The organism is Burkholderia sp. AU30198, assembly GCF_020419825.1.
Classification (GTDB): Bacteria; Pseudomonadota; Gammaproteobacteria; order Burkholderiales; family Burkholderiaceae; genus Burkholderia.
This window is the reverse complement of the sequence record NZ_JAIZSA010000036.1, coordinates 1-23,036: the sequence shown is the minus strand read 5'-3', so window position 1 is coordinate 23,036 and position 23,036 is coordinate 1. Positions and strand designations below refer to the sequence as shown.

At 64.3% G+C, this 23,036-nt stretch carries 25 protein-coding genes and 1 pseudogene; 11 read left to right on the top strand and 15 right to left on the bottom strand.

All coding sequences use genetic code 11. From position 1 onward, the window contains the following. Positions 1-333 precede the first annotated feature (333 nt). From cueR to LGN19_RS38675, 3 genes are all read left to right on the top strand, one after another. Positions 334-738, top strand: coding sequence for a Cu(I)-responsive transcriptional regulator (gene cueR / locus LGN19_RS38685; protein ID WP_122945878.1), 405 nt, complete (start codon positions 334-336; stop codon positions 736-738). Between the two features lie 215 nt (positions 739-953). Next, positions 954-1,100, top strand: a complete 147-nt coding sequence (locus tag LGN19_RS38680; RefSeq protein ID WP_006478295.1) for a DUF3563 family protein — start codon at positions 954-956, stop codon at positions 1,098-1,100. Positions 1,101-1,214: 114 nt separating this feature from the next. Further along, positions 1,215-1,583, top strand: coding sequence for a hypothetical protein (locus LGN19_RS38675; RefSeq protein WP_174977010.1), 369 nt, complete (start codon positions 1,215-1,217; stop codon positions 1,581-1,583). Between the two features lie 15 nt (positions 1,584-1,598). Here the strand turns inward: LGN19_RS38675 and LGN19_RS38670 are convergent, their stop codons facing one another. Both LGN19_RS38670 and LGN19_RS38665 read right to left on the bottom strand, forming a co-directional pair. Next, on the bottom strand, positions 1,599-2,444 hold the full coding sequence (locus LGN19_RS38670; protein ID WP_122945877.1) for a 23S rRNA (adenine(2030)-N(6))-methyltransferase RlmJ: 846 nt from the start codon (positions 2,442-2,444) through the stop codon (positions 1,599-1,601). A gap of 111 nt (positions 2,445-2,555) precedes the next feature. After that, complete coding sequence (locus LGN19_RS38665; RefSeq protein WP_174963333.1) at positions 2,556-3,527, bottom strand: potassium channel beta subunit family protein; 972 nt, start codon at positions 3,525-3,527, stop codon at positions 2,556-2,558. Between the two features lie 164 nt (positions 3,528-3,691). On the opposite strand from LGN19_RS38665, the gene LGN19_RS38660 reads away from it, so the two are divergent. Continuing rightward, complete coding sequence (locus tag LGN19_RS38660) at positions 3,692-4,480, top strand: 3-hydroxybutyrate dehydrogenase (protein WP_226220140.1); 789 nt, start codon at positions 3,692-3,694, stop codon at positions 4,478-4,480. 158 nt (positions 4,481-4,638) lie between these two features. On the opposite strand, the gene LGN19_RS38655 is transcribed toward LGN19_RS38660, so the two are convergent. Continuing rightward, the gene (locus tag LGN19_RS38655; RefSeq protein WP_043188767.1) at positions 4,639-5,838 is read right to left on the bottom strand and encodes an amino acid aminotransferase; all 1,200 of its coding nucleotides are present in this window, start codon (positions 5,836-5,838) and stop codon (positions 4,639-4,641) included. Between the two features lie 263 nt (positions 5,839-6,101). On the opposite strand from LGN19_RS38655, the gene uvrB reads away from it, so the two are divergent. From uvrB to LGN19_RS38630, 5 genes are all read left to right on the top strand, one after another. Next, positions 6,102-8,192, top strand: a complete 2,091-nt coding sequence (gene uvrB, locus LGN19_RS38650; protein ID WP_226220139.1) for an excinuclease ABC subunit UvrB — start codon at positions 6,102-6,104, stop codon at positions 8,190-8,192. Positions 8,193-8,411: 219 nt separating this feature from the next. Next, positions 8,412-8,963 (top strand): iron transporter, encoded by a 552-nt coding sequence (locus tag LGN19_RS38645; protein WP_122945873.1) that lies wholly within the window; start codon positions 8,412-8,414, stop codon positions 8,961-8,963. A 55-nt stretch (positions 8,964-9,018) separates the two neighbouring features. Then, positions 9,019-9,351, top strand: a complete 333-nt coding sequence (locus LGN19_RS38640; RefSeq protein WP_174941706.1) for a cupredoxin domain-containing protein — start codon at positions 9,019-9,021, stop codon at positions 9,349-9,351. A gap of 58 nt (positions 9,352-9,409) precedes the next feature. Next, the gene (locus tag LGN19_RS38635; protein ID WP_043188756.1) at positions 9,410-10,252 is read left to right on the top strand and encodes an FTR1 family iron permease; all 843 of its coding nucleotides are present in this window, start codon (positions 9,410-9,412) and stop codon (positions 10,250-10,252) included. After that, on the top strand, positions 10,249-11,646 hold the full coding sequence (locus LGN19_RS38630; protein WP_226220138.1) for a 4Fe-4S binding protein: 1,398 nt from the start codon (positions 10,249-10,251) through the stop codon (positions 11,644-11,646). The genes LGN19_RS38635 and LGN19_RS38630 overlap by 4 nt, the downstream gene beginning before the upstream one ends. A gap of 305 nt (positions 11,647-11,951) precedes the next feature. On the opposite strand, the gene hemP is transcribed toward LGN19_RS38630, so the two are convergent. The 3 genes from hemP to LGN19_RS38615 all read right to left on the bottom strand — a co-directional run bounded on the left by hemP (position 11,952) and on the right by LGN19_RS38615 (position 13,790). Further along, entirely contained in the window at positions 11,952-12,197 is a 246-nt protein-coding gene (hemP, locus tag LGN19_RS38625; RefSeq protein ID WP_226220137.1) for a hemin uptake protein HemP, read from the bottom strand. 138 nt (positions 12,198-12,335) lie between these two features. Continuing rightward, positions 12,336-12,818 carry an SRPBCC family protein gene (locus LGN19_RS38620; protein WP_226220136.1) on the bottom strand — a complete coding sequence of 161 codons (483 nt, stop codon included), beginning with the start codon at positions 12,816-12,818 and terminating at the stop codon, positions 12,336-12,338. A 99-nt stretch (positions 12,819-12,917) separates the two neighbouring features. Further along, positions 12,918-13,790, bottom strand: coding sequence for a pirin family protein (locus LGN19_RS38615; protein WP_226220135.1), 873 nt, complete (start codon positions 13,788-13,790; stop codon positions 12,918-12,920). A 122-nt stretch (positions 13,791-13,912) separates the two neighbouring features. Between LGN19_RS38615 and LGN19_RS38610 the strand changes: the two genes are divergently transcribed. Then, positions 13,913-14,887 (top strand): LysR family transcriptional regulator, encoded by a 975-nt coding sequence (locus tag LGN19_RS38610; RefSeq protein WP_122945868.1) that lies wholly within the window; start codon positions 13,913-13,915, stop codon positions 14,885-14,887. Positions 14,888-15,271: 384 nt separating this feature from the next. Here the strand turns inward: LGN19_RS38610 and LGN19_RS38605 are convergent, their stop codons facing one another. The 9 genes from LGN19_RS38605 to LGN19_RS38565 form a co-directional block, all read right to left on the bottom strand. Then, entirely contained in the window at positions 15,272-15,700 is a 429-nt protein-coding gene (locus LGN19_RS38605) for an ExbD/TolR family protein (RefSeq protein ID WP_089450934.1), read from the bottom strand. Positions 15,701-15,713: 13 nt separating this feature from the next. Then, positions 15,714-16,445 carry a MotA/TolQ/ExbB proton channel family protein gene (locus LGN19_RS38600; protein ID WP_043188744.1) on the bottom strand — a complete coding sequence of 244 codons (732 nt, stop codon included), beginning with the start codon at positions 16,443-16,445 and terminating at the stop codon, positions 15,714-15,716. Between the two features lie 36 nt (positions 16,446-16,481). Next, positions 16,482-17,216: an energy transducer TonB gene (locus LGN19_RS38595; RefSeq protein ID WP_122945866.1), complete on the bottom strand. Its 735-nt coding sequence runs from the start codon at positions 17,214-17,216 to the stop codon at positions 16,482-16,484. Positions 17,217-17,434: 218 nt separating this feature from the next. After that, entirely contained in the window at positions 17,435-17,671 is a 237-nt protein-coding gene (locus LGN19_RS38590; protein WP_043188741.1) for a bacterioferritin-associated ferredoxin, read from the bottom strand. A 151-nt stretch (positions 17,672-17,822) separates the two neighbouring features. Beyond that, positions 17,823-18,683, bottom strand: a complete 861-nt coding sequence (gene murI, locus LGN19_RS38585) for a glutamate racemase (RefSeq protein ID WP_226220134.1) — start codon at positions 18,681-18,683, stop codon at positions 17,823-17,825. Between the two features lie 39 nt (positions 18,684-18,722). Then, positions 18,723-19,199 (bottom strand): bacterioferritin, encoded by a 477-nt coding sequence (gene bfr, locus LGN19_RS38580; RefSeq protein WP_011352652.1) that lies wholly within the window; start codon positions 19,197-19,199, stop codon positions 18,723-18,725. A gap of 194 nt (positions 19,200-19,393) precedes the next feature. Then, a complete protein-coding gene (locus LGN19_RS38575) occupies positions 19,394-20,917 on the bottom strand; it encodes a fumarate hydratase (protein WP_122945864.1) in 1,524 nt (507 codons plus the stop codon). Between the two features lie 34 nt (positions 20,918-20,951). Next, positions 20,952-21,575 carry a TIGR00645 family protein gene (locus LGN19_RS38570; protein WP_174963342.1) on the bottom strand — a complete coding sequence of 208 codons (624 nt, stop codon included), beginning with the start codon at positions 21,573-21,575 and terminating at the stop codon, positions 20,952-20,954. Positions 21,576-21,688: 113 nt separating this feature from the next. Then, a complete protein-coding gene (locus LGN19_RS38565) occupies positions 21,689-22,585 on the bottom strand; it encodes a DMT family transporter (RefSeq protein ID WP_122945862.1) in 897 nt (298 codons plus the stop codon). A 316-nt stretch (positions 22,586-22,901) separates the two neighbouring features. Here LGN19_RS38565 and LGN19_RS38560 point away from each other — a divergent pair. After that, positions 22,902-23,036, top strand: a pseudogene (locus tag LGN19_RS38560) (AMP-dependent synthetase); the annotation flags it as partial.

Below are 23,036 nucleotides of genomic sequence, written 5' to 3'. Positions count from 1 at the left end.
CCCATCCCGAACAGGACCGTGAAACGACTCTACGCCGATGATAGTGCGGATTCCCGTGTGAAAGTAGGTAATCGTCAGGCTCCTTAAGCCAGAAACCCCCGCCCGAAAGGCGGGGGTTTTTGCATTTGCGCGACGGAAATGCGTGTGCGGGGTGGCGTAGAGCGCTCCACTCATCACGTCCCTCTGGCTCGCACACCAGGTCATTCAACTGCCTCCAGCAGCGAAGCCTTACCCCGGAACGAAACCGAGCGATTTGATACGATCGAAGTGCCGTCGGCGATTGCACTCGTCGACGTTCATGTTCGAAACCAGGGCTTGATGGAGAGGTCGGGAATGAATATCGGCGATGCGTCGCGCGAATCCGGAGTCAGCGCAAAAATGATCCGGTACTACGAACAGGTCGGCCTGCTTGCGCCGAGCAAGCGGACCGACGCCGGCTACCGGATCTACGGCGCGGACGAAATCCATATCCTGCGCTTCATCCGCCAGGCGCGACGCCTTGGCTTTCTCGTCGAGGACATCCGCAAGCTGCTGCTGCTTTGGCAAGACCGTTCCCGCGCGAGCGCCGAAGTGAAGTCGATTGCCCTCGAGCACGTGGCCGAACTCGACAAGCGCATCGCGGAACTGAGCGACATGCGCAACACCCTGGCCGATCTCGCTGCGCACTGTCATGGTGACGGGCGGCCCGAATGCCCGATTTTGGCGCGACTGTCCGACCCCGTCGGTGAACCAAATTAGTGCGCGCACTCGAGGGACGAAACAGGCCTCGATTCGACTTCTATAAAAATCAATAGGTTACGCAAGACTGACGGCCGGCTATTCCGAATGGGAATGGCTTCCATGCAAGTATTTCACTAGCATCTTGGTGCGGCATCGCTATAATTCGGGATAACCCTATACGGGAAATCCCTGAACACCGATTCACCAGGGGTCCCCCTTCCTTGGAGAATGTCATGATCGCCTACATCGTCGAAAAGCTGAGCAACTGGTTCGAATCCGCAGAACGTGAACGCCGTGAGGCATACCTCGCCACGTCGTCGGACATCGTCCAGCTCGAGAGCCGCATCCGCTCGCTCGAAACCAACGGCTACTCGCTGTAATCGGAGTCACCGTCAGGTGCCACGTGGCACCGAACGATAAGCAAGCCCCGTATTTGACGGGGCTTTGTTTTTTGTGCGCCGGATCTGGCGCAATCGTCAGTGCAGCGCTATGGTATGCACCTGCTTTTCATCCTGAAGGACACGATCATGCGTTTGCGTCTCGATGTGCGTCGAAGTGCCCGCGCGCGTCTCGTTCTGGGCGCGGCAGTGCTTGTCCATGGACTCGCAGCTGCTGCCGCGACATCGTCCAAACCGCTGATTCTCGATACGCAACGCGGTATCCAGGACGGCAAGGGTGGGCTGGTGCTGCAGACGGCACCGTTGTCTTCCGAGCCGATCGTCGAACCGGCAGGCATGCGGACTCCGGCCGGGCAGGCGCCGAACACGTCGGTTCCGCTGTTCGTCGCGCCGTATATCAATGTCCCTGCGTGGGGTGGACAGCCGGCCAACCAGCCAAGGCTCGCACCGAGACCGCAGCCGTAACGCGCGGTCGCCCGATCAGTTTCCGCGGTGCTCGATCTGGCAGCGGGCGCCGCTATCCTGTCCGAGCATCTCGACCAGATAGGGCAGTGCCTCGTTCATGCTCTGGGCGAGCGTATATGGCGGATTCAGAATGAACATCCCGCTGCCGTAGAGACCCAGCCCGTCAGTCGGCGGATTCGACACCGTCAGCGTCAGGTGCAGCCAGTTGTTCGGTTGCAGGCGCTTCAACTGCTCGGGAAAACGCTGCGATTCCGTCCGGGTGACCTGCGGGTACCAGATGGCATAGCAGCCCGTCGCGAAACGCTTCAGACACTCCGTCACGCAAGCCACCGTGCGCGCGTAGTCCTTCTTGTCCTCGTAGGACGGGTCGATCAGCACGAGTGCGCGTCGCGGCGGCGGCGGCAGCAGCGCCTTGATGCCTTCGAAGCCGTCGCCGGCAAAGATCATCGCGCGTCGCCCCGCGTCGCGGAAATTGTGGCGCAGCACGTCGATTTCCGTCGTGTGCATTTCGAACAGGCGCATGCGGTCCTGCTCGCGCATCGATCGCCATGCGATGTACGGGGAACCCGGGTAGAAGCGCAGTTCACCGTCGTCGTTCAGCGCGCGGACTTCATCGACATAGTCGCCCAGCGCTTCCGGCAGGTTCTTTTCGTTCCACAGTCGGCCGATCCCGGTGTCGAATTCCGACGTCTTCGCCGCGTAGCCGTCGCGCAGCGAGTACACGCCGGCACCTGCATGCGTGTCGATGTACCAGTAGGACTTGTCTTTCTTGTTCAGGTAGCGCAGCAGCTGGACGACGACGGCGTGCTTGAGCACGTCCGCGTGGTTGCCTGCGTGAAAACCGTGACGATAACTGAGCATGGCGGGCTGCCTGAAACGAAGGTGAATCGATGAAAGCGGTCGATCGTGCGCGGCCGTCAGGCCGGGCGCCGATGCGGGCCGCGTATTGTACGCGAGTGGGCGTGCATCGCCTTACTCGTACGCATCGCCGACCACCTCCTCGATGCGTTGCTTCACATCCGGCGTCAGTTTCGCGGCAACGTCGAGCGCGCGCATGTTGTCACCGATCTGCTCGATCCGCGACGCGCCCGTGATGACCGAACTCACGCGTGGATTCGCGAGCACCCATGCGATCGCGAGCTGGCCCGTGCTGCAGCCGAGCTCGGCTGCGATCTCGCCGAGCCGTTCGACGATGTCGTTGGCGGCCTGATCGGTCAGGCGGTCACGCATCCAGTCGTAACCCTGCAACTGCGCGCGGCTGCCGGGCGGCACGCCGTTACGGTACTTGCCGGTGAGCAGGCCCGATGCCAGAGGGCTCCAGGTCGTGAGGCCGAGACCGTAGTCGTCGTACAGCCGCGCATACTCCTGCTCGACTCGCGTGCGGTGGAACAGGTTGTACTGCGGTTGCTCGACGACCGGCTTGTGCAAGTGATGCCGTTCGGCGATCTCGCACGCGGCACGGATCTCGTCGGCGCGCCATTCCGACGTGCCCCAGTACAGCGCCTTGCCGCGTACGATCATGTCGCTCATCGCCCAGACGGTTTCCTCGATCGGCGTGTTCGGATCGGGGCGATGGCAATAGACGAGGTCGACATAGTCGAGTTGCAGCCGGCGCAGCGAGCCGTCGATGGCGTTCAGCAGGTATTTCCGGTTCAACGTGTGATACTGGTTCGGCGCTTCGGCGAGCCCCCAGAAGAACTTGGTGGACACGATGTAGCTGACGCGCGGCCAGTCGAGCGACTTGAGCGCGTGACCCATGATTTCCTCGGATTTGCCGCCGGCGTAGACCTCGGCGTTGTCGAAGAAATTGACACCCGCGTCGCGCGCCGCAGCCAGGCATTCGCGCGCGACCCGCTGGTCGACCTGGTTGCCGTACGTCACCCACGAACCGAGCGAAAGCTCGCTGATCTGCAGGCCGGAGCGGCCTAGCCGTCGATAGTGCATGCGAATCTCCTGCGTGACAGAACCGACCTTAAGCTTAGACGTTTTGCGCGCGAACGGCGTGGCCGATCGTGCACAATGACGGCTGGCCCGCCGGTGCGATCGCGCGACGGTAGCGGATGCGGCGGGCGCTTGTTTTATCGATCCGACAACGGGAGGAGATGGACATGGCAGCAGATCTGAGCGGCAAGACCGCAGTCGTCACGGGCGCCGCGAGCGGCATCGGCAAGGAAATCGCACTCGAGCTCGCGAAGGCGGGCGCGGCCGTCGCGATCGCCGACCTGAACCAGGACGGCGCGAACGCCGTTGCCGACGAGATCGTCAAGGCGGGCGGCAAGGCGATCGGCGTCGCGATGGACGTGACGAACGAGGAAGCCGTGAACAGCGGGATCGACAAGGTGGCCGAAGCGTTCGGTTCGGTCGACATCCTCGTATCGAACGCGGGCATCCAGATCGTCAACCCGATCGAGAACTACTCGTTCTCCGACTGGAAGAAGATGCAGGCGATCCACGTCGACGGCGCGTTCCTGACGACCAAGGCTGCGCTCAGGCACATGTACAAGGACGATCGCGGCGGTGTCGTGATCTACATGGGTTCGGTGCACTCGCACGAAGCGTCGCCGCTGAAGTCGGCCTACGTGACGGCCAAGCACGGCCTGCTCGGCCTGGCCCGCGTGCTGGCGAAGGAAGGCGCGAAGCACAACGTGCGCTCGCACGTCGTGTGTCCGGGCTTCGTGCGCACGCCGCTGGTCGACAAGCAGATTCCGGAGCAGGCGAAGGAGCTCGGGATCAGCGAAGAGGAAGTGATCAAGAAGGTGATGCTCGGCAACACGGTCGACGGCGTGTTCACGACGGTACAGGACGTCGCGCAGACGGTGCTGTTCCTGTCGGCCTTCCCGAGCGCCGCGCTCACGGGCCAGTCGGTCGTCGTCAGCCACGGCTGGTTCATGCAGTAACGCACTGCCGCGGGCGGCCGCGATGCGCGCCGCTCGCGCGAGGTCGTTGCGCCGGCAAGCCGGGCAAAAGGCATAAAAAAACGCGCTCCTGGGAGCGCGTTTTTTGTTTCGGCAGAGTGGGGCGGCGCCGATAACGGCTGCTGCCCACTCACGCCGCGTTACTTCAGGACGGCTGCGACCGCATTGGCGACCGCGTCGAGGTTGCGCGTGTTCAGTGCGGCGACGCAGATCCGGCCCGTGCCGACCGCATAGATGCCGAACTCGTCGCGCAGGCGATCGACTTGCGCCGAGGTCAGGCCCGAATACGAGAACATCCCGCGCTGCTCGTTGATGAAGCTGAAGTCGCGGTCGACGCCGCTGGCCTTCAGGCGCTCGACGAGACCGTTGCGCATCGCGCGGATGCGATCGCGCATTTCACCGAGCTCCTGCACCCACGAAGCGTGCAGTTCCGGCGACGCGAGCACCGCGGCGACCACGGCACCGCCATGGGTCGGCGGGTTCGAGTAGTTCGTGCGGATCACGCGCTTCAGTTGCGACAGCACGCGCGTTGCTTCTTCCTTGCTCGACGTGATGATCGACAGTGCGCCGACGCGCTCGCCGTACAGCGAGAACGACTTCGAGAACGACGACGACACGAATGCGTTCAGGTCAGCCGCGGCAAACAGGCGCACGGCGGCAGCATCGGCCTCGATGTTCTCGCCGAAACCCTGGTAGGCCATGTCGAGGAACGGCACGAGGTTGCGCGCCTTCACGACGTCGACGACCTGTTGCCATTGCGCTTCCGTCAGGTCCACGCCGGTCGGGTTGTGGCAGCACGCGTGCAGCACGACGACCGTGCCTGCCGCGTAGCCGTTCAGTGCCGACAGCATGCCTTCGAAGTTCACGCCGTTGGTAGCAGCGTCGTAATACGGGTACGCAACGACTTCGAAGCCGGCTGCTTCGAACAGCGCGCGGTGGTTTTCCCAGCTCGGATCGCTGATCGCGACCTTCACGTTCGGGTTCACGGTACGCAGGAAATCGGCGCCGATCTTCAGCGCGCCCGTGCCGCCCAGTGCCTGGGCCGTGACCACGCGACCTGCTGCGATCAGCGGCGAGTCGTTGCCGAGCAGCAGCTTCTGCACGGCCGCATCGTAGGCGGCAATGCCGTCGATCGGCAGGTAGCCGCGCGGCAGGCCGGCCTCGACACGCACCTTCTCTGCTTCGCGAACCGCGCGCAGCAGCGGAATCTTGCCTTCTTCGTTCGTGTACACACCGACGCCGAGGTTGACCTTGGTCGGACGCGCATCGGCGTTGAAGGCTTCGTTCAGGCCCAGGATCGGGTCGCGGGGAGCAAGCTGGACAGCGGAGAAGAGCGACATGATGATTCGGCAGTAGTGAAAAGAGGGTCAGGCTTTCAACGGGCGGGGCGGGCGCGGTGGACCGCGCGCAGGCAGGCACGACGCCGGAAAGCGCAGCAGCCTGACATTGTAGCGAATTCACGCAGGCGGGGGCGGCGAATCGGCGGCGAAATTCGGCCGGGAATGGCGATATCGGACGGCCGTCGCGCGTCAGGAGCCGACAGCAGTTCGCGCGGCCGCGAAGCGCTAGAATGCTTTCTTTGCCCTCGCTCCGGCCGCATTCCATGTCCGAACATAAAGCCGAAACCGGCGACGCGCTCGACGAATCGAAATTCGTGACCTTCGAAGGGTCGCCGTTCCAGCTGTATCAACCGTATCCGCCCGCAGGCGACCAGCCGACCGCGATCGAGACGCTCGTCGAAGGGGTCGAGGACGGTCTCTCGTTCCAGACGCTGCTCGGCGTGACGGGTTCGGGCAAGACCTTCACGATGGCCAATACGATCGCGCGGCTCGGCCGCCCGGCGATCGTGTTCGCGCCGAACAAGACGCTCGCCGCGCAGCTCTACTCGGAATTTCGCGAGTTCTTCCCGCGCAACGCGGTCGAGTACTTCGTCTCGTACTACGACTATTACCAGCCTGAAGCGTATGTGCCGCAGCGCGACCTGTTCATCGAAAAGGACTCGTCGATCAACGAGCACATCGAGCAGATGCGGCTGTCGGCGACGAAGAGCCTGATGGAGCGCCGCGACGTCGTGATCGTCGCGACGGTGTCGGCGATCTACGGTATCGGCAACCCGTCCGAATACCACCAGATGATCCTGACGCTGCGCACCGGCGACAAGCTCGGCCAGCGCGACGTGATCGCGCGGCTGATCGCGATGCAGTACACACGCAACGACCAGGATTTCCAGCGCGGCACGTTCCGTGTGCGCGGCGACACGATCGACATCTTTCCGGCCGAACACGCGGAGCTGGCCGTGCGCGTCGAGCTGTTCGACGACGAGGTCGAGACGCTGCACCTGTTCGACCCGCTGACGGGGCGCGTGCGGCAGAAGATTCCGCGCTTCACCGTGTATCCGTCGTCGCACTACGTGACGCCGCGCGACACCGTGATGCGCGCGGTCGAGACGATCAAGGACGAATTGCGCGAGCGCCTCGAGTACTTTCACAGCGACGGCAAGCTCGTGGAGGCGCAGCGCCTCGAGCAGCGCACGCGCTTCGATCTCGAGATGCTGCAGGAACTGGGCTTCTGCAAGGGCATCGAGAATTACTCGCGGCATTTCTCGGGCGCTGAGCCCGGCGATCCGCCGCCGACCCTCGTCGACTACCTGCCGCCCGATGCGCTGATGCTGCTCGATGAGTCGCACGTGCTGATCGGCCAGCTGAACGGCATGTACAACGGCGACCGCGCACGCAAGGAAAACCTCGTCAACTATGGCTTCCGGCTGCCGTCGGCGCTCGACAACCGGCCGCTCAAGTTCCCCGAATTCGAACGCAAGATGCGCCAGGTCGTGTTCGTGTCGGCCACGCCGGCCGACTACGAGAAGCGCGTGACCGGGCAGATCGCCGAGCAGGTCGTTCGGCCGACCGGGCTCGTCGATCCGGAAATCGAAGTGCGGCCGGCGAGCTCGCAGGTCGACGACGTGCTGGCCGAGATCAACGCGCGTGTGAAGGCCGGGGAGCGCGTGCTGATTACCGTGCTGACGAAGCGCATGGCCGAGCAGCTCACCGAGTTTCTGGCGGACCACGGGGTCAAGGTGCGCTACCTGCACAGCGACATCGACACGGTCGAGCGCGTGGAGATCATCCGCGACCTGCGACTCGGCACGTTCGACGTGCTGGTCGGGATCAACCTGCTGCGGGAAGGGCTGGACATTCCGGAAGTGTCGCTCGTCGCGATCCTCGACGCGGACAAGGAAGGCTTCCTGCGCGCCGAGCGCTCGCTGATCCAGACGATCGGCCGGGCCGCGCGGAACGTGAACGGCAAGGCGATCCTCTACGCGGACAACATGACCGAGTCGATGAAGCGCGCGATCGGCGAGACCGAGCGGCGCCGTGCGAAGCAGATCGCGCACAACGAAAAGATGGGCATCACGCCGCGCGGCGTGGTGAAGCGCATCAAGGACATCATCGACGGTGTCTACAACGCCGACGAAGCGCGCGCGGAGCTGAAGGAAGCGCAGCAGCGCGCGAAATTCGAGGACATGTCGGAGAAGCAGCTGGCGAAGGAAATCAAGCGCCTCGAAAAGCAGATGGCCGACTACGCGAAGAACCTCGAGTTCGAGAAGGCCGCCGCGACCCGCGACCAGCTCGCGCTGCTGCGCGAGCGCGTGTTCGGTGCGAACGTCGGCGATCACGTCAGCGGCGGTCGGTAAATCTTTCCAAGCGTCACCGAAACGTGCCGGTAATCGAGCTGTAAGCCTTGTCGCATCAGGGGTTTACGCGGAGCCTCGTTTGTTCCGGAACGGGATCGGTGCTAAACTCCGCAATTATTGAGAATAGTTCGCATTAACGTTCTTCATCGCGTTAGTGTTTCCAGCGGGGCGCCCGGCGGGTGGCTCGCACGGTGTCAGATCAAATAACAAGGAGTGTCCATGTTGGGTTCTTCGTTCATCCGCACGTCGGTTGCGGTAGCGGCGGCGCTTGCCGCGATGTCGGCCTCGGCTGCCGAATATCCGATCGGCAAGCAGCAGATCCAGGGCGGCATGGAAATCGGCGCGGTGTACCTGCAGCCGATCACGATGGACCCGGAAGGGATGATGCGCAAGGCGTCGGATTCCGACATCCACCTCGAGGCCGATATCCATGCGGTCAAGAACAACCCGACGGGTTTCGCGGAAGGCGACTGGATGCCGTACCTGCAGGTCACGTACAAGCTGACGAAGCAGGGCGACACGAAGTGGAAGGCGGAAGGCGACCTGATGGGCATGGTCGCGAGCGACGGCCCGCACTACGGCGACAACGTGAAGCTGGCCGGCCCGGGCAAGTACCACCTGACGATGACCGTCAAGCCGCCGATGCAATCGGGCCACATGGCGTTCGGCCGTCACATCGACAAGGAAACGGGCGTGGGCGCATGGTTCAAGCCCATCACCCTCGAGTACGACTTCCCGTTCGCCGGTATCGGCAAGAAGGGCGGTTACTGATCGGTGGCATCACGGACGGCGCGCTTCGGCGCGCCGTCGGCGTAGAGAACCCAGAATGAAAATTCCCCAGAAAGTCTTTGCCGCAGCCGCTGCGTTGTGGCTCGCCGGCGCAGCGTACGCTGCAGACCTGCCGACGTTCAAGCTCGAGATGACGGACGGCAAGCTGAATCCCGCTCGCATCGAAGTGCCGGCCGGCCAGCGTTTCAAGATCGAGATCAAGAACACCGGCAAGGGCGCCGCCGAATTCGAGAGCGTGCAACTGCGCAAGGAGAAGGTGCTCGCGCCGGGCGCCGATTCGTTCGTGGTCGTCGCGCCGTTGTCGCCGGGCGAATACAAGTTTTTCGACGATTTCCACCAGCAGGCACAGGGCGTGATCGTCGCGAAGTAACGCGTTTTATCTGCGCGCAGGCCCACCTGCCCGGTGTACCGCGCGTCAGGAGGTATCGATGGGTCAGATCTTGTTCATCGTCTGGCGGGAGAGCGTCGAAGCGCTGCTCGTCGTCGGCATTCTCTACGCATGGCTGAAAAACGGCGACGACGACGCGCGCCGCGGCCTGCCTTTTCTCTGGGCCGGCGTCGGTGTCGGCCTGCTGATGGCGGTCGGCCTCGGCGCAGCGCTGGTCGGTTTCACCGAAGTGCTGTCCGGCGACGCGCAGGACTACTTCCAGACCGCGATGGTGCTGATCGCATGCGTGCTGATCGTGCAGATGGTGCTGTGGATGCGCAGGCACGGCCGCACGCTGAAGCGCGACATGGAGCAATCGCTGCAACAGAGCACGCGCGATTCGAACTGGTGGGGCGTCGCGGTGCTGGTCGCGCTCGCGATCGCGCGCGAAGGCAGCGAGACGGTGATCTTCCTGTACGGCCTCGGTTTCGGCCAGTCGGGCCACGTCGACGGCAGCCAGATGCTCGCGGTCGTGATCGGCCTCGGCCTCGCATTCCTGACGTTCTATCTGCTGCAACTCGGCGGCAAGTATTTCTCGTGGCGGCACTTCTTCCGCGTCACCGAAGTGATGCTGCTGTTCCTCGGCGCGGGCCTGTTCCAGACCGGCGTCGACAAGCTGATCGACAAGGAAATCCTGCCGCTCGGCATTTCGCAGGTGTGGGATACGTCGTCGATTCTCGATGATTCCAGCACGTTCGGCTCGCTCGTCGCGACGCTGACGGGCTATCGCGCGCATCCGGCGCTGACCAACCTGGTCGCCTATGCGGTGTACTGGGCAGTCGTCTGGCTGTTGATGAAGCGCGCGAGCCGTCGTCCGGCCGTCGCGGCGGGTCGCGCGGCATGAACGTTGTCGCCGCAACCAAGCCGGGCTGGCTCGCGCAGGCGGGGCAGTGGATGCAGCGTCACGGCGCGGTGATCCGCGGCATCCAGTGGGTCGTCGTCGCCGTCTATGCGTTCCTGATCATCGTGCCGGCGGTGCTGCCGCTACCGGACGATTCCGCGCACCTGTGGAACAACCTCACGCTGATCGCGCAGTTCGTGTTCTGGGGCATCTGGTGGCCGTTCGTGCTGCTGTCGATGGTGATGCTCGGCCGTGTCTGGTGCGGCGTGCTGTGCCCGGAAGGTGCGCTGACCGAATTCGCGAGCAAGTTCGGCCGCGGCGGCCCGATTCCGCGCTGGATGCGGTGGGGCGGCTGGCCATTCGTCGCGTTCGGGCTCACGACGATCTACGGGCAGATGGTGAGCGTGTACCAGTACCCGCTCGCGGTGCTGTTCGTGCTCGGCGGCTCGACCGTCGGCGCAATCGTGATCGGCTTGCTGTACGGCCGCGAGAAGCGCGTGTGGTGCAAGTACCTGTGCCCGGTCAACGGCGTATTCGGGCTGCTCGCGCGGCTTGCGCCGATGCGCTACAAGGTCGATGAGGATGCGTGGCGCCGTTCGTACAAGAACGGCGAGCATGGCCATCGCGTGATTCCGATCAACTGCGCGCCGCTCGTGCCGTTGCGCAACATGAAGGGCGCGGCGGACTGCCATATGTGCGGCCGCTGCAGCGGGCACCGCGATGCGATCTCGCTGTCGTTGCGCTCGCCGTCCGACGAAGTCGTGAACCTCGGCGCGCAGCAGGCGAACCCGTGGGACACCGCGCTGATCCTGTATGGCCTGCTCGGCGTCGCGATCGGTGCGTTCCACTGGACCGCCAGCCCGTGGTTCGTGCAGATCAAGCAATGGCTCGCGGGCTGGCTGATCGACCATGACATCACGTGGCCGCTCGAAACCAACGCGCCGTGGTTCCTGCTCACGCATTACCCGGATCGCAACGACGTGTTCTCGTGGCTCGACGGCGGGCTCGTCGTCAGCTACATCGTCGGCACGGGGCTCGTGTACGGCACGGCGCTGCTCGTGCTGCTGGCCGGTGCCACGCTGATGCTCGGCCGCTTCGATCGCGTGCGGCTCCATCATCTCGCGCAGGCGCTGATTCCGATCGCGGGCGCGGGCGTGTTCCTCGGGCTGTCGGCGACGACGCTGTCGCTGCTGCGTGCCGAGCATGTGCCGCTCGGCTGGGCCACGGACGTGCGTATCGCGATCCTGGTCGGCGCCAACGCGTGGAGCGCGTGGCTCGCGTGGAAGGTGACGGGGCGTTACGCGGCCTGGCCGCGCCGGCTTGCTGCCTTTGCATGGTTCGCGGCAGGGCTGGCCGTCGTCGACAGTGCGTGGTGGTTGATGTTCTGGGGGTTCTGAGCGGCATTTGCGCTGCCTGAGGCCATCCATGCACGGAGCAGGGCGGAAGGCGATCCTTCGGGATGCATTGAAGTCACCGCGAACGGCATGTCGAACACATCGGCGCCACCCAAACAAAAAAGCGACACGTCCTTCGACGTGTCGCTTTTTTTCTTCCAGGCGTGAGAACCAAAAAAAGTGGCTTGGCTTGCTGCAACGGCTGCTTGAGTGTGTTTGCACGAAGGGGTCTAGATCTCGCGTGCAAGCCGTTACGCTGGCTACTGCCCAACACCTCTCAGGGAGGTGGTCCCCACAATACTCGGTCGTTACTTCGTCAGGATCAGTTTGCCGAGCCGTGTGGCGCGCAACTGATAGGTCTCTCCGTTATGCGCGATGCTGACGTGGCTTTGGCCTTGCAGCAGCGCATCGCTGCTGACGACCCGCGTGCCTGCATCGCGGTTGTCGGCGGGTTTCGCCGGCGTGGTGACCGCTGCCGTCTTCTGGCGGCTGCTGCCTGCGGTGCCGGTCGGGCGGCGCAAGGTCAGCGTGGTCGGGCGCATGGTGTCGGTCATTCGGTTGATCGGTGACTGTCGATACGATGGAATGAATTCTAAATGATAACCATTCCCATTCGCAAAAACTCTTTATCGATCGAAATGGCAAACCTGATAGCTTGAGTCAAAGGGGCGGCCCGTAGGCCGCCACCGGGGTCAGTGCAGCGGATCGGGATCCTTGCGGCCCTGCGCGTACTCGCGGATCAGGCGGACCGTGTCGATATCCGACGTGCGGTACGCCTCCTTGACGATCCCATGCGTCTGACGCGCGTCTTCGCTGTCGTCCGTGACGACCAGCGTCGTGCGGTATTCGAAACGCAGGAACAGTTCGTGGTCGTCGCGCTCCTCGATCATCATCGTCAGCGAGCCGCCGATCTCGCCGTCGGCGGCGAGGATGTCGTAGCGAACCTGCTGGTTCGGCGTGAACGTGACGTGGTCGCGCACGGTCGCGTGACCGTAGTGCAGCTCACGTTCGAGCGTCGTGTCCGTCCGTTGGTGGACGACACAGCTGTCGAGACCGAGCACGAACAGTTGCGGCTGTTCGGCGCGCAACACGAGACCTTCCCAGAGCTGGTCGCGGGTGAGGGTCGGCACGGCCGGATCGTCGGAGTTGATCTGGATCAGGTGTTCGAAGTTCAAGGGGACGGGTTCCTTCTGGTGGCGGGCAGCCACATGGTTCAAGAAGTCATTGTGACGCAAAACGCGTGGTTTCGCGGCACCTGCGGCCCCACTCGAGCGTCACGCGTCGATGCGGCCCATGCGGCCGGTCTGGTAGTCGACGACGGCCTGCCGGATCTCTTCCTCGGTATTCATCACGAACGGGCCGTAGCGCACGATCGGCTCGTTGAGCGGCACGCCGCCGATCAGCAGCAGGTCGAGCGATGTATCGCCGGCCGCGAACGTGACGGAGTCGCCGTCGCAGCCGTAGACGATCATATGTTGTGCGTCGACAGCCTGCCTGCCGGGCCCGTAGAGTCCCGTTCCTTCGATCGGATAGGCGAACACACGATAGCCTGCCGGCACGGGCTGCGTGACCGTTGCGCCCGGTTCCAGCGTGAAATGCTGATAGAGGATCGGCGTGCGTGTCTCGATCACGGCCTTGGCGCCGAACGCCTCGCCGGCGATCACGCGCACGCGCGCGCGGCCGTCCGGCGACGTCGCGGTCGGGATGCGGCTGGCGGAAATCTCCTGGTAGCGCGGCGCGATCAGCTTGTCGCGACGCGGCAGGTTGACCCACAGCTGGAAGCCATGCGAGCGGCCACCCGCCTGCGCGAACGCAGGATCCGGCATCTCGCTGTGCACGACGCCGGCGCCGGCCGTCATCCACTGCACGTCGCCGGGGCCGAGCGCACCCGCGTGGCCGGCCGAGTCGTGATGGCGATAGTGCCCGTCGAGCACGTAGGTCACGGTCTCGAAGCCGCGATGCGGGTGGGCAGGCGCGCCGCGGGCTTCGCCGGGCGCATAGTCGACCGGACCCATTTCATCGAGCAGCAGGAACGGATCGAAATCCATCAGCAGCCGGGTCGGGAACGGGCGGTGAACCACGAAGCCGCCGCCTTCGGTCGTGCGAAGCGCGGGGTAAGTGCGGTCAAGCGAGCGAGCGGTCGTCATGCGGATTCCCTCGAAATGATCGGAATAGCGTTATTTTTGAAACATGGCGCTATTATATTGGGCGTTTTACCGTTCGATTCGCGACGGTTCGCAATGGATTGTTCTGAAATTGGAACGATGAGATGAATATCGATGCACATAACCTGAACGACCTCATGTACTTTTCGCAGGTCGTCGAACATGGCGGTTTCTCGGCCGCGGAGCGCGTGCTGGGCATCTCGAAATCGCGCCTGTCGCGGCGCCTGACCGAACTCGAGGCGGCGCTCGGCGTGCGCCTGCTGCAGCGTTCCACACGCAAGCTCGCGCTGACCGAGGCAGGGGAACTGTTCTACCAGCATTGCCAGGCGATGCTGGCCGAAGCGCAGGCGGCGATGAACGCGGTCCAGCAGTTGCGCTCGTCGCCGCGCGGCTCGGTGCGCGTCAGCGTGCCCGTGACGCTGTCGCAGACGATGCTGTCGCGCATCCTGCCCGAATTCCTGCGCCGCTATCCCGAGGTGAAGGTGCATGTCCGCGTGACGAATCGCGTGATCGACCTGTTCGAGGATTCGATCGACGTCGCGCTGCGCGTGCGCTCGGAGCCGCCACAGAACGCGAACATCGTCGTGCGGCCGCTGTGGCGCACCGAGCAGATGCTGGTCGGTGCGCCGAGCCTGCTGAGCCAGAATGCGCCGCCGCTGGTGCCGGACGACCTGACCGGATTCGAGACGCTCGATACGCCGAGCGTCGACGGGCGGCACGTGTTCAACCTGATCGCGCCGGACGGAACGCGTCACGTGCACGAGCACGACCCGCGGCTCGTGACGGCCGACCTGATGACGATCCGCGAAGCCGTGCTCGATGGCCTCGGTATCGCGGCCCTGCCGGAGATGATGTACGGCAACGCGCTGCGCGCGGGGCAACTGTCGCCCGTGATGCCGGGCTGGACGCTGCCGGTGCCGCAACTCTATGCGGTGTTCGTGTCGCGGCAGGGGATGCCGCCCGCGGTGCGTGCGTTCGTCGACTATCTGGTCGAGAAGCTCGATCACGGCGCCTACCAGGATCCGGGGTGCCCGGAGCGTGCGAAGAAGGAAGCGGCAGCCAATGCTTCGGCGACCTGAACACGACGTGCACGACGAGGCAAATTTGTTTTGTCATTGAAGCGTCGTCTGCAATCGCAAGTTTCAATCGCCGGAACCTTGAATGCGCGTGCGTGCGGGCCTATATTGGAATCCCATTTCGTGAAGGAAGTTCGGAGCGAAATCAGGTGGCCGCATATATTGCGAGCCAGATAGGGCAGAACGCGCAGTCCGTGCAGACCACGGCAGAGTCGCATTTGCGTTGCTCGAGGCGCAACCGATACCGCCAAAGAGCCCGCCGCCCGAAGGCGCCCGCGTGCGCATGAAAAAAGGCCTTCATCTGGCGATGAAGGCCTTTTACTTTGTGCGTGGCCGGCGAGGTGCGGCCGGCGAGGCGTGGCCGGCTAGGTCCCGCTTGCGCGTGCGTTACTTCGCTTTTGCGGTCGGCTCCGTCACGAAGCCGAGCTTCGTCAGGCCGCCTGCCTGCGCATCCGACATCACTTCCGCGACGTGCTCATAGGCGACCTTGCGGTCCGCACGCAGGTGCAACTCCGGTTGCGGCGTGCGCTTTGCCGCTTCCGCGATGCGCGCCTGCAATTGTTCGCGCGTGACCGTGTGGTCGTCCCACAGGATCGTACCGTCGCCCTGGATCGCGACGTCGACCGTCTGCGGCTTTTCGTCGACGGGCTGGCTGCTGGCGTGCGGCAGGTCGATCTTCACCGCATGCTGCATCGCCGGGATCGTCACGAGGAAAATGATCAGGAGTACGAGCATGACGTCGACGAGCGGCGTCATGTTGATCTCGCTCATTACGGCATCGTCGTCATCGTCGCTGAAACCGGTGTTCATTGCCATGGTTCACCCCGCCTCAGCTGGCGCGCGTCGCGAGACGCAGGCCGTCGCGCGTCGACGACGACGCAAGGCTCGCGCCCGTCACGAAGTACGCGTGCAGGCCGTGCGCGAAGCGGCGCAGCTTGCTGACGACACCCTTGTTCGCGCGGGTCAGTGCGTTGTAGCCGAGCACGGCCGGGATCGCGACGAACAGGCCGAACGCGGTCATGATCAGCGATTCGCCGACCGGGCCCGCGACCTGGTCGATCGACGTCTGGCCGGTTGCGCCGATCGCGAGCAGTGCGTGGTAGATCCCCCAGACCGTACCGAACAGGCCGACGAACGGCGCCGTGCTGCCGACCGATGCGAGGATCGCGAGGCCGCTCTGCATGCGCGAGATGCCTTCGTCCATCGTGTCCTTCAGGCAGCGCGTGACCCAGTCCGACACGTCCATGCGGTCGTGCAGGTGCGGCTGCGTCTGGTGGTGGTGATCGGCGGCTTCCTTGCCCGACAGCGCGAGCGCGAGGAACGGGTTGTCATTCGGCGTCGAGGCGGCGAGCCCGAGCTTCTTGATGCCGTCGTCGAAATTGTCCGAATGCCAGAACGCCTGTTCGGCGTTCTTCGTCAGGCGGTTCAGGCGGATCACGTTCCAACCCTTGATGACGATCACGATCCACGACAGGACCGACATCACGAGCAGCGTGATTGCAATGGCGCGCGTGACGAAATCACCTTGCGCCCAGACGTGCGCGATACCGTAGCTTTGCATTTTCTTGTTTCCTTTGAATCTACCGAATATGACGGGTTAGTCGTCAAGCGTGAAGTTGAAGGGCAGCGTATGGGCAGCGCGGATCGCCTGGCCGTTCTCGATATACGGCGGACAGGTGCTGGCGCGCGTCGCCTCGAGCGCGGCTTCGTCGAGACGCGGGTAGCCGCTGCTCTTCTGCAACTGGACGCTTTCGATCTTGCCCGTCACGCCGATGATGAAGTGAACATAGGCCGTGCCCGTTTCGCCGCGACGGCGCGACATCGACGGATAGGTGGGCTTCACGAAATTGCAGGTGAGCGCCGACACGTTCTTCGGCGCGCTGACCTGCATCGTTTCGCGAGCCGGGCCGGGGGCAGCAGCCGGCGCAGCAGGTGCCGGTGCGGCGGGCGCCGGTGTCGGATCGACGGCGGCCGGCGCGGGTGTCGGCGACGGTGCCTGCGAGACCGGCTGAGGCGTCGGAACCGCCTTCTGCACCGGCTTCGGCTCGACCTTCGGCTTCACGCGCGGCGTGGGCTTGGGCGGCGTGGGCTGCTGCGCGGCCGACTGGACCGCGACCGGCTGGGCCGGCGGCGCAGGCGGAATGAGCTGCGCGGTGATCGACTGAACCTCGATCTCCTTCGGAGGCGGCGGCGGCGCGTTGCGATGGAGCCAGGCGGCCGTCAGCATGATCGCGTGTGCGGCAAGCACACCGACCGCGACGACGATCACACGGGGATTCATACGTGGTGCAGCCGGCATGGCGCCGGCAGGAGCGAGATGCGAAGCCTGCATGTTAGCTTGAAAGAACGATGTCGCACCCGGGGCGCGGCGGGTGAATCGGCATCACTTGCGGAAGATCAGCAGCGAGATGCAAACGGTGGTCACAAATCCGATCAGCAATTCCATGACAGGCTCCTTGGCAGGTAGGCCGCTGGCTCGCGCAGACGGTGGCTTGCTGACGGTTAAAACAAAAAATGCGGCCTGGGCCGCATGCGCGCACTCGGCGCCGGTCAGGCGGCCTTGCGTTCGTAGAACGTGACCGGGATCGGGTGAGCGTGATGCTCGACACCGCACTGGCTCGCGCAGACGCCGTGTTCGGCCATGAGGTCGCGTACGGACTCCTCGCACTTGCCGCAGCACGTGGCCACGCCGAGCTCGAACTGGAGTTCATCGAAAGAGTTCACGCCCTCTGCGAGGGACGCGCGAATCTTGCGATCGGAAACAGACTTGCACACGCAGACGATCATGATGAGTTGCGATAGCTAACGGTAATGCGAATTATTATCATTAATTTTGCGAGCGTTGACAAGCCTGGGTCGGGCTTTTTTTAAGGTCATCAGACCCTTGATGCGGCGGGGGCGGTGGAGCGGCTCGCGGAAGAGGGCGTGCCGGCCCGTGTCAGGCGGTCGCGCAGGCGCGCGCGTTCGGCGAGGAAATGGTGACGGATTCGACCGGCGCAGCGAGGCCGAGCAGTGTCGACGCGAGTACCTGCAGTTGGCGGCCGTCGCTGGTCGAGCAGAAGCGGGGCGCCGCCGCGCGCGTGCCGGCGGGTGCGCGCAGGTTGCGCTCGTCGAGCACCCGCATGAGCTGGCGCGCGATCGCATCGCTGGTGTCGACGATCGTCAGACGGTCGCCCACAAGGTCACGAATCGTTTCTGTGAAGAACGGGTAATGCGTGCAGCCGAGTACCAGCGTATCGGCGCCGTCGTCGAGCATCGGCTGCAGGTAGCTGTCGAGCAAGGCACGCAGTGCGGGCGAATTCGTGTCACCGCGCTCGATGGCTTCGACGAGCCCGTGGCCGGGCTGGCAGATGAAGCGGCGGCCGGCGCCGTAGCGGTCGAGCAGCGCCTGGAAGCGCGGGCTGTTCAGTGTCGACTGCGTGGCGAGGACACCCGCGACGCCGCTCGCGGACACGGCGGCGGCCGGCTTGATGCCCGGCTCGACGCCGACGAGCGGCATCGACAGGTGTTCGCGGATCGCGGCGATCGCGCGTGCGGTCGCGGTGTTGCAGGCGATGACGAGCGCTTTTGCCCCTTCGCGGGCCAGCCACTCGCCGATTGCCAGCGTGCGTTCCGTAATGAACGCCTCGTCGCGCGGACCATACGGCGCATGGTGCGAATCGGCGACGTAGATGAACGATTCCTCGGGCAACTGCGCGCGCACGGCGCGCAGCACCGACAGGCCGCCCAGCCCTGAATCGAAGATGCCGACGGGGGCGACGGTCGAGGCCGTCGCTGCGATAACGGAAGGTGTCGACATGAACGGGCTGGGGGCGATAACGGGAAGCGTGGAGAGAGTTTACTCCGGCGAACCCATCATCGTCTGCTGGTAGTTCTGCAGGCCGACCTTGCCGATCAGGTCGATCTGCGTTTCCAGCCAGTCGATGTGCTCTTCGGTGTCGTCGAGGATCTTTTCGAAGATCTCGCGCGATACGTAGTCACGCACCGATTCGCAGTAGGCGATCGCTTCCTTGCAGGTGGACTGCGAGATCTGCTCGAGCTTCAGGTCGCACTTCAGGATCTCTTCGGTTTCCTCGCCGACGAGCAGCTTGTGCAGATCCTGCAGGTTCGGCAGGCCGTCGAGCATGAAGACGCGCTCGATCAGCCAGTCGGCGTGCTTCATTTCGCCGATCGACTCGTCGTACTCGTGCTTGCCGAGCTTCTCGAGGCCCCAGTGCTTGTACATGCGCGCATGCAGGAAGTACTGGTTGATCGCCGTGAGTTCGTTCTTCAACTGGGCGTTCAGATATTCGATGACTTTCTTGTCGCCTTGCATGGCTTGTTCCTTGTTCAGTGGGGCTTCAGAAACCGAAAGATAATCGCTCGAACGAGAAAAGCCAAGCGTCAAAGCCTTGCCGGGCCTGCCTTTTGCGTGTAATGAGAATCAGCCTCGTATGACTGGCCACGCACAATAATGAGAATGAGAAGTAAAAAGGCCGGACTTCCGTCCGGCCTTTCGTTCGATCGCGCTTAAGCGGCTGCGACCGGGATCTTGCCGATCTTCGCCTGCCACTCCTTCGGACCGGTCTGGTGCACCGACGTGCCCGACGAATCGACAGCAACTGTTACAGGCATGTCCTGCACGTCGAACTCGTAGATCGCTTCCATGCCGAGGTCTTCGAATGCGAGCACCTTCGCGCCGCGGATCGCCTTCGACACGAGGTACGCCGCACCGCCGACCGCCATCAGGTAGGCCGCCTTGTGCTTCTTGATTGCCTCGATCGCGACCGGGCCGCGCTCGGCCTTGCCGACCATCGAGATCAGGCCGGTTTGCGCGAGCATCGTCTCGGTGAACTTGTCCATGCGGGTGGCCGTCGTCGGGCCGGCCGGGCCGACCACTTCGTCGCGGACCGGATCGACCGGGCCGACGTAGTAGATCACGCGGTTCGTGAAGTCGACCGGCAGCTTCTCGCCCTTCGCGAGCATGTCGGCGATGCGCTTGTGTGCGGCGTCGCGGCCGGTGAGCATCTTGCCCGACAGCAGCAGCGTCTGGCCCGGCGCCCAGCTCGCGACTTCTTCCGGCGTCAGCGTGTTCAGGTCGACGCGCTTGCTGGTTTCCGTGTTCGGTTCCCACTGGACCTTCGGCCATGCGTCGAGCGACGGCGCTTCAAGCTTGGCCGGGCCCGAGCCGTCGAGCACGAAGTGCGCGTGGCGCGTCGCCGCGCAGTTCGGGATCAGCGCGACCGGCTTCGAGGCCGCGTGCGTCGGTGCTGCCATGATCTTCACGTCGAGCACGGTCGCCAGGCCGCCGAGGCCCTGTGCGCCGATGCCGAGCGCGTTGACCTTCTCGTGCAGTTCGACGCGCAGTTCCTCGACCCAGTCCTTCGGGCCGCGCGCGATGATTTCCTGGATGTCGATCGGCTCCATCAGCGATTCCTTCGCCATCAGCATCGCCTTTTCGGCCGTGCCGCCGATACCGATCCCGAGCATGCCGGGCGGGCACCAGCCCGCGCCCATCGTCGGGACCGTCTTCAGCACCCAGTCGACGATCGAGTCGGACGGGTTCAGCATCACGAACTTCGACTTGTTCTCCGAGCCGCCGCCCTTCGCCGCGACCTGCACGTCGACCTTGTCACCCGGCACGATCTCGTAGTGGATCACGGCCGGCGTGTTGTCCTTCGTGTTCTTGCGGGCGCCTTCCGGCGGATTGACGATCGACGCGCGCAGCACGTTGTCCGGGTGCGTGTAACCGCGGCGCACGCCTTCGTTGATCATGTCGGTGAGGCCCATCGTCGCGCCGTCCCAGCGCACGTCCATGCCGACCTTCACGAAGATCGTGACGATGCCGGTGTCCTGGCAGATCGGGCGCTTGCCTTCCGCGCACATGCGGCTGTTCGTGAGGATCTGCGCGATCGCGTCCTTCGCGGCCGGGCTCTCTTCCAGCTCGTACGCGCGGCCGAGGGCCTGGATGTAGTCGAGCGGGTGGTAGTAGCTGATGTACTGCAGCGAATCCGCGATGCTCTGGATCAGGTCTTCCTGTTTGATGACGGTCATGGCTGAGACTCTGTGGGGACAGTGGGGAATGCGTTTATGCGTTGACGGCTGCTTCGGCCGGCTTGCGGGGCTCGTTCGCTGCAGGCGCGTGCCCATCGTGGGCGCGCGGCTCGTGGAAATGGGCCGGGTGCGTGTGCGTCGTCAGGCGGTCGACCCACGCCATCACGAGCGCCGACACCAGGAACGACACGTGGATGATCACCTGCCACATGATCGCGTGCATCGTGTGCTGATCGGGGTTGATGAAGGTCTTCAGCAGGTGGATCGACGAAATGCTGATCAGCGCCATCGACAGCTTGACCTTCAGCACGCCCGCGTTCACGTGGTCGAGCCATTCGGGCTCGTCGGGGTGGCCCTCGATGCCGAGGCGCGACACGAATGTTTCGTAACCGCCGACGATCACCATGATCAGCAGGTTCGAGATCATCACCACGTCGATCAGGCCGAGCACCGCGAGCATCACGCTGACTTCGTCGAGGCTCGTTGCATGCGACAGCAGGTGCCAGACTTCCTTCAGGAACAGGAACACATAGACGGCCTGCGCAACGATCAGACCGAGGTAAAGCGGAACCTGGAGCCAGCGGCTCATGAAAATCAGCGCGGGGAGCGGGCGAAGCGGGCGACGCGCGGGGCGGCCGGGCGAATGCGGGGCAGACATGTTGAAGGTGCGGGCGCGGTGCGCAGGTATCGGGGGTAATCTTGAAAAGGCGCGCTATTGTAACGCGTCGGCCGGCGCGACTGCAGTGACGCGCCGGCATGGCCAGGGACGGATCAGGAGGCGGCGGCCGGCACGCGTTTCACGCGCAGGCTCGCCAGCACGATCCCGGTGACGACACACGCGAGCGCGATGCCGTGGGCGAGCGTCGGGCGCTCGCCGAGGAACGCGATGCCATACGCGGCCGCGGCGACCGGCAGCACCGCGCTGAACACGCCGGCGAGGCTGCCCGGCACGTGGCGGATACCCTTCATCCACAGCCAGAACGAGAAGATGCTGGCCGACAGGCCGTACCAGACGACGAGTGCCCAGGTACCGGCCGGCACGCTCGCGTAATCGAAATGCCACATCGCCGATGCGCCGAGCGGCAGCATCAGGCACAGGCCGAACAGGTGCGTGTACGCGCAGATGTCGATCGGCGCGAGCGTCTGCGTGAGGCGGCGCGACAGGATCACGTAGATCGATTCGCAGCACACCGCGCCGAGGATCAGCAGGTTGCCGGTCAGCGAAGACGATGCGCCATGCCCGGTCGCGCTGCCGTTCGCGAGGTTGATCGTCACGACGCCGGCGATCGCGAGCGCGATCGACACGAGCGCACGGCCGTTCGGTTTTTCGCGCAGGATCAGCCATGCGAACAGCGCGACGATCGCCGGGATCGTGCTCGTGATCACGCCGGCCGCGACCGCGCTCGTGCGCTGCACGCCGTTCAGCATCAGCAGCGTGAACATGAAGGTGCCGAAGAATGCCTGCAGGAACAGGTTCAGCCATTCGCCGCGCTTGACCGTGCGCATCTTCACCGGGCTGAACAGCGGCCACAGCACGGCGATCGCGATCACGAAGCGCAGCGTGGCGAGGATGGCGACGGGAACGAAGACGACGATCGATTTACCGATACCGACATTGCTGCCGACGAACAGCATCGACAGCACAAGAAAGAAAGCGTAGCGATTCAAGCTGGAATCCGGAAGGCGAGTTCAGTTAGGATTGTAGGGTCGCGCTCGTTGCAGCGTAAAGCTACAAGCGGCGCCGCCCGGCGGGCGAAACGGCCGTGCCGCGTAAGTGACGGGTAAGTTGGAGCGCTTATTGTGGAAACGGTCGGGTCGCCCGGTCGCCATCGTGCGGCATGGTGCGGCGCAGCATCACGCAGCGGCCTTCGGGCCGTGCGTGAGTGGTGGGTAGGAGACAGCGGCGCGCATGCGCCGGCCAAGACGCGCGGCGCGCACGATCGCGCCGCCATGCAGAGGATTCATGTTCACCAAGGGGTAGTCGATGTCTGCGATTGAATCGGTTCTTCACGAAACCCGCCAGTTTGCGCCGCCCGCGGCGCTCGAGCAGGCGGCGGCCATTTCCGGCATGCCGGCCTACCGTGCGCTCGCCGCGGAAGCCGAGAACGATTACGAAGGC

Coding starts and splice junctions, on each gene's coding strand:
- cueR (WP_122945878.1), top strand. CDS start 334: ATGAATATCGGCGATGCGTCGCGCGAATCCGGAGTCAGCGCAAAAATG.
- LGN19_RS38680 (WP_006478295.1), top strand. CDS start 954: ATGATCGCCTACATCGTCGAAAAGCTGAGCAACTGGTTCGAATCCGCA.
- LGN19_RS38675 (WP_174977010.1), top strand. CDS start 1,215: ATGCACCTGCTTTTCATCCTGAAGGACACGATCATGCGTTTGCGTCTC.
- LGN19_RS38670 (WP_122945877.1), bottom strand. CDS start 2,444: ATGCTCAGTTATCGTCACGGTTTTCACGCAGGCAACCACGCGGACGTG.
- LGN19_RS38665 (WP_174963333.1), bottom strand. CDS start 3,527: ATGCACTATCGACGGCTAGGCCGCTCCGGCCTGCAGATCAGCGAGCTT.
- LGN19_RS38660 (WP_226220140.1), top strand. CDS start 3,692: ATGGCAGCAGATCTGAGCGGCAAGACCGCAGTCGTCACGGGCGCCGCG.
- LGN19_RS38655 (WP_043188767.1), bottom strand. CDS start 5,838: ATGTCGCTCTTCTCCGCTGTCCAGCTTGCTCCCCGCGACCCGATCCTG.
- uvrB (WP_226220139.1), top strand. CDS start 6,102: ATGTCCGAACATAAAGCCGAAACCGGCGACGCGCTCGACGAATCGAAA.
- LGN19_RS38645 (WP_122945873.1), top strand. CDS start 8,412: ATGTTGGGTTCTTCGTTCATCCGCACGTCGGTTGCGGTAGCGGCGGCG.
- LGN19_RS38640 (WP_174941706.1), top strand. CDS start 9,019: ATGAAAATTCCCCAGAAAGTCTTTGCCGCAGCCGCTGCGTTGTGGCTC.
- LGN19_RS38635 (WP_043188756.1), top strand. CDS start 9,410: ATGGGTCAGATCTTGTTCATCGTCTGGCGGGAGAGCGTCGAAGCGCTG.
- LGN19_RS38630 (WP_226220138.1), top strand. CDS start 10,249: ATGAACGTTGTCGCCGCAACCAAGCCGGGCTGGCTCGCGCAGGCGGGG.
- hemP (WP_226220137.1), bottom strand. CDS start 12,197: ATGACCGACACCATGCGCCCGACCACGCTGACCTTGCGCCGCCCGACC.
- LGN19_RS38615 (WP_226220135.1), bottom strand. CDS start 13,790: ATGACGACCGCTCGCTCGCTTGACCGCACTTACCCCGCGCTTCGCACG.
- LGN19_RS38610 (WP_122945868.1), top strand. CDS start 13,913: ATGAATATCGATGCACATAACCTGAACGACCTCATGTACTTTTCGCAG.
- LGN19_RS38605 (WP_089450934.1), bottom strand. CDS start 15,700: ATGGCAATGAACACCGGTTTCAGCGACGATGACGACGATGCCGTAATG.
- LGN19_RS38600 (WP_043188744.1), bottom strand. CDS start 16,445: ATGCAAAGCTACGGTATCGCGCACGTCTGGGCGCAAGGTGATTTCGTC.
- LGN19_RS38595 (WP_122945866.1), bottom strand. CDS start 17,216: ATGCAGGCTTCGCATCTCGCTCCTGCCGGCGCCATGCCGGCTGCACCA.
- LGN19_RS38590 (WP_043188741.1), bottom strand. CDS start 17,671: ATGATCGTCTGCGTGTGCAAGTCTGTTTCCGATCGCAAGATTCGCGCG.
- murI (WP_226220134.1), bottom strand. CDS start 18,683: ATGTCGACACCTTCCGTTATCGCAGCGACGGCCTCGACCGTCGCCCCC.
- bfr (WP_011352652.1), bottom strand. CDS start 19,199: ATGCAAGGCGACAAGAAAGTCATCGAATATCTGAACGCCCAGTTGAAG.
- LGN19_RS38575 (WP_122945864.1), bottom strand. CDS start 20,917: ATGACCGTCATCAAACAGGAAGACCTGATCCAGAGCATCGCGGATTCG.
- LGN19_RS38570 (WP_174963342.1), bottom strand. CDS start 21,575: ATGTCTGCCCCGCATTCGCCCGGCCGCCCCGCGCGTCGCCCGCTTCGC.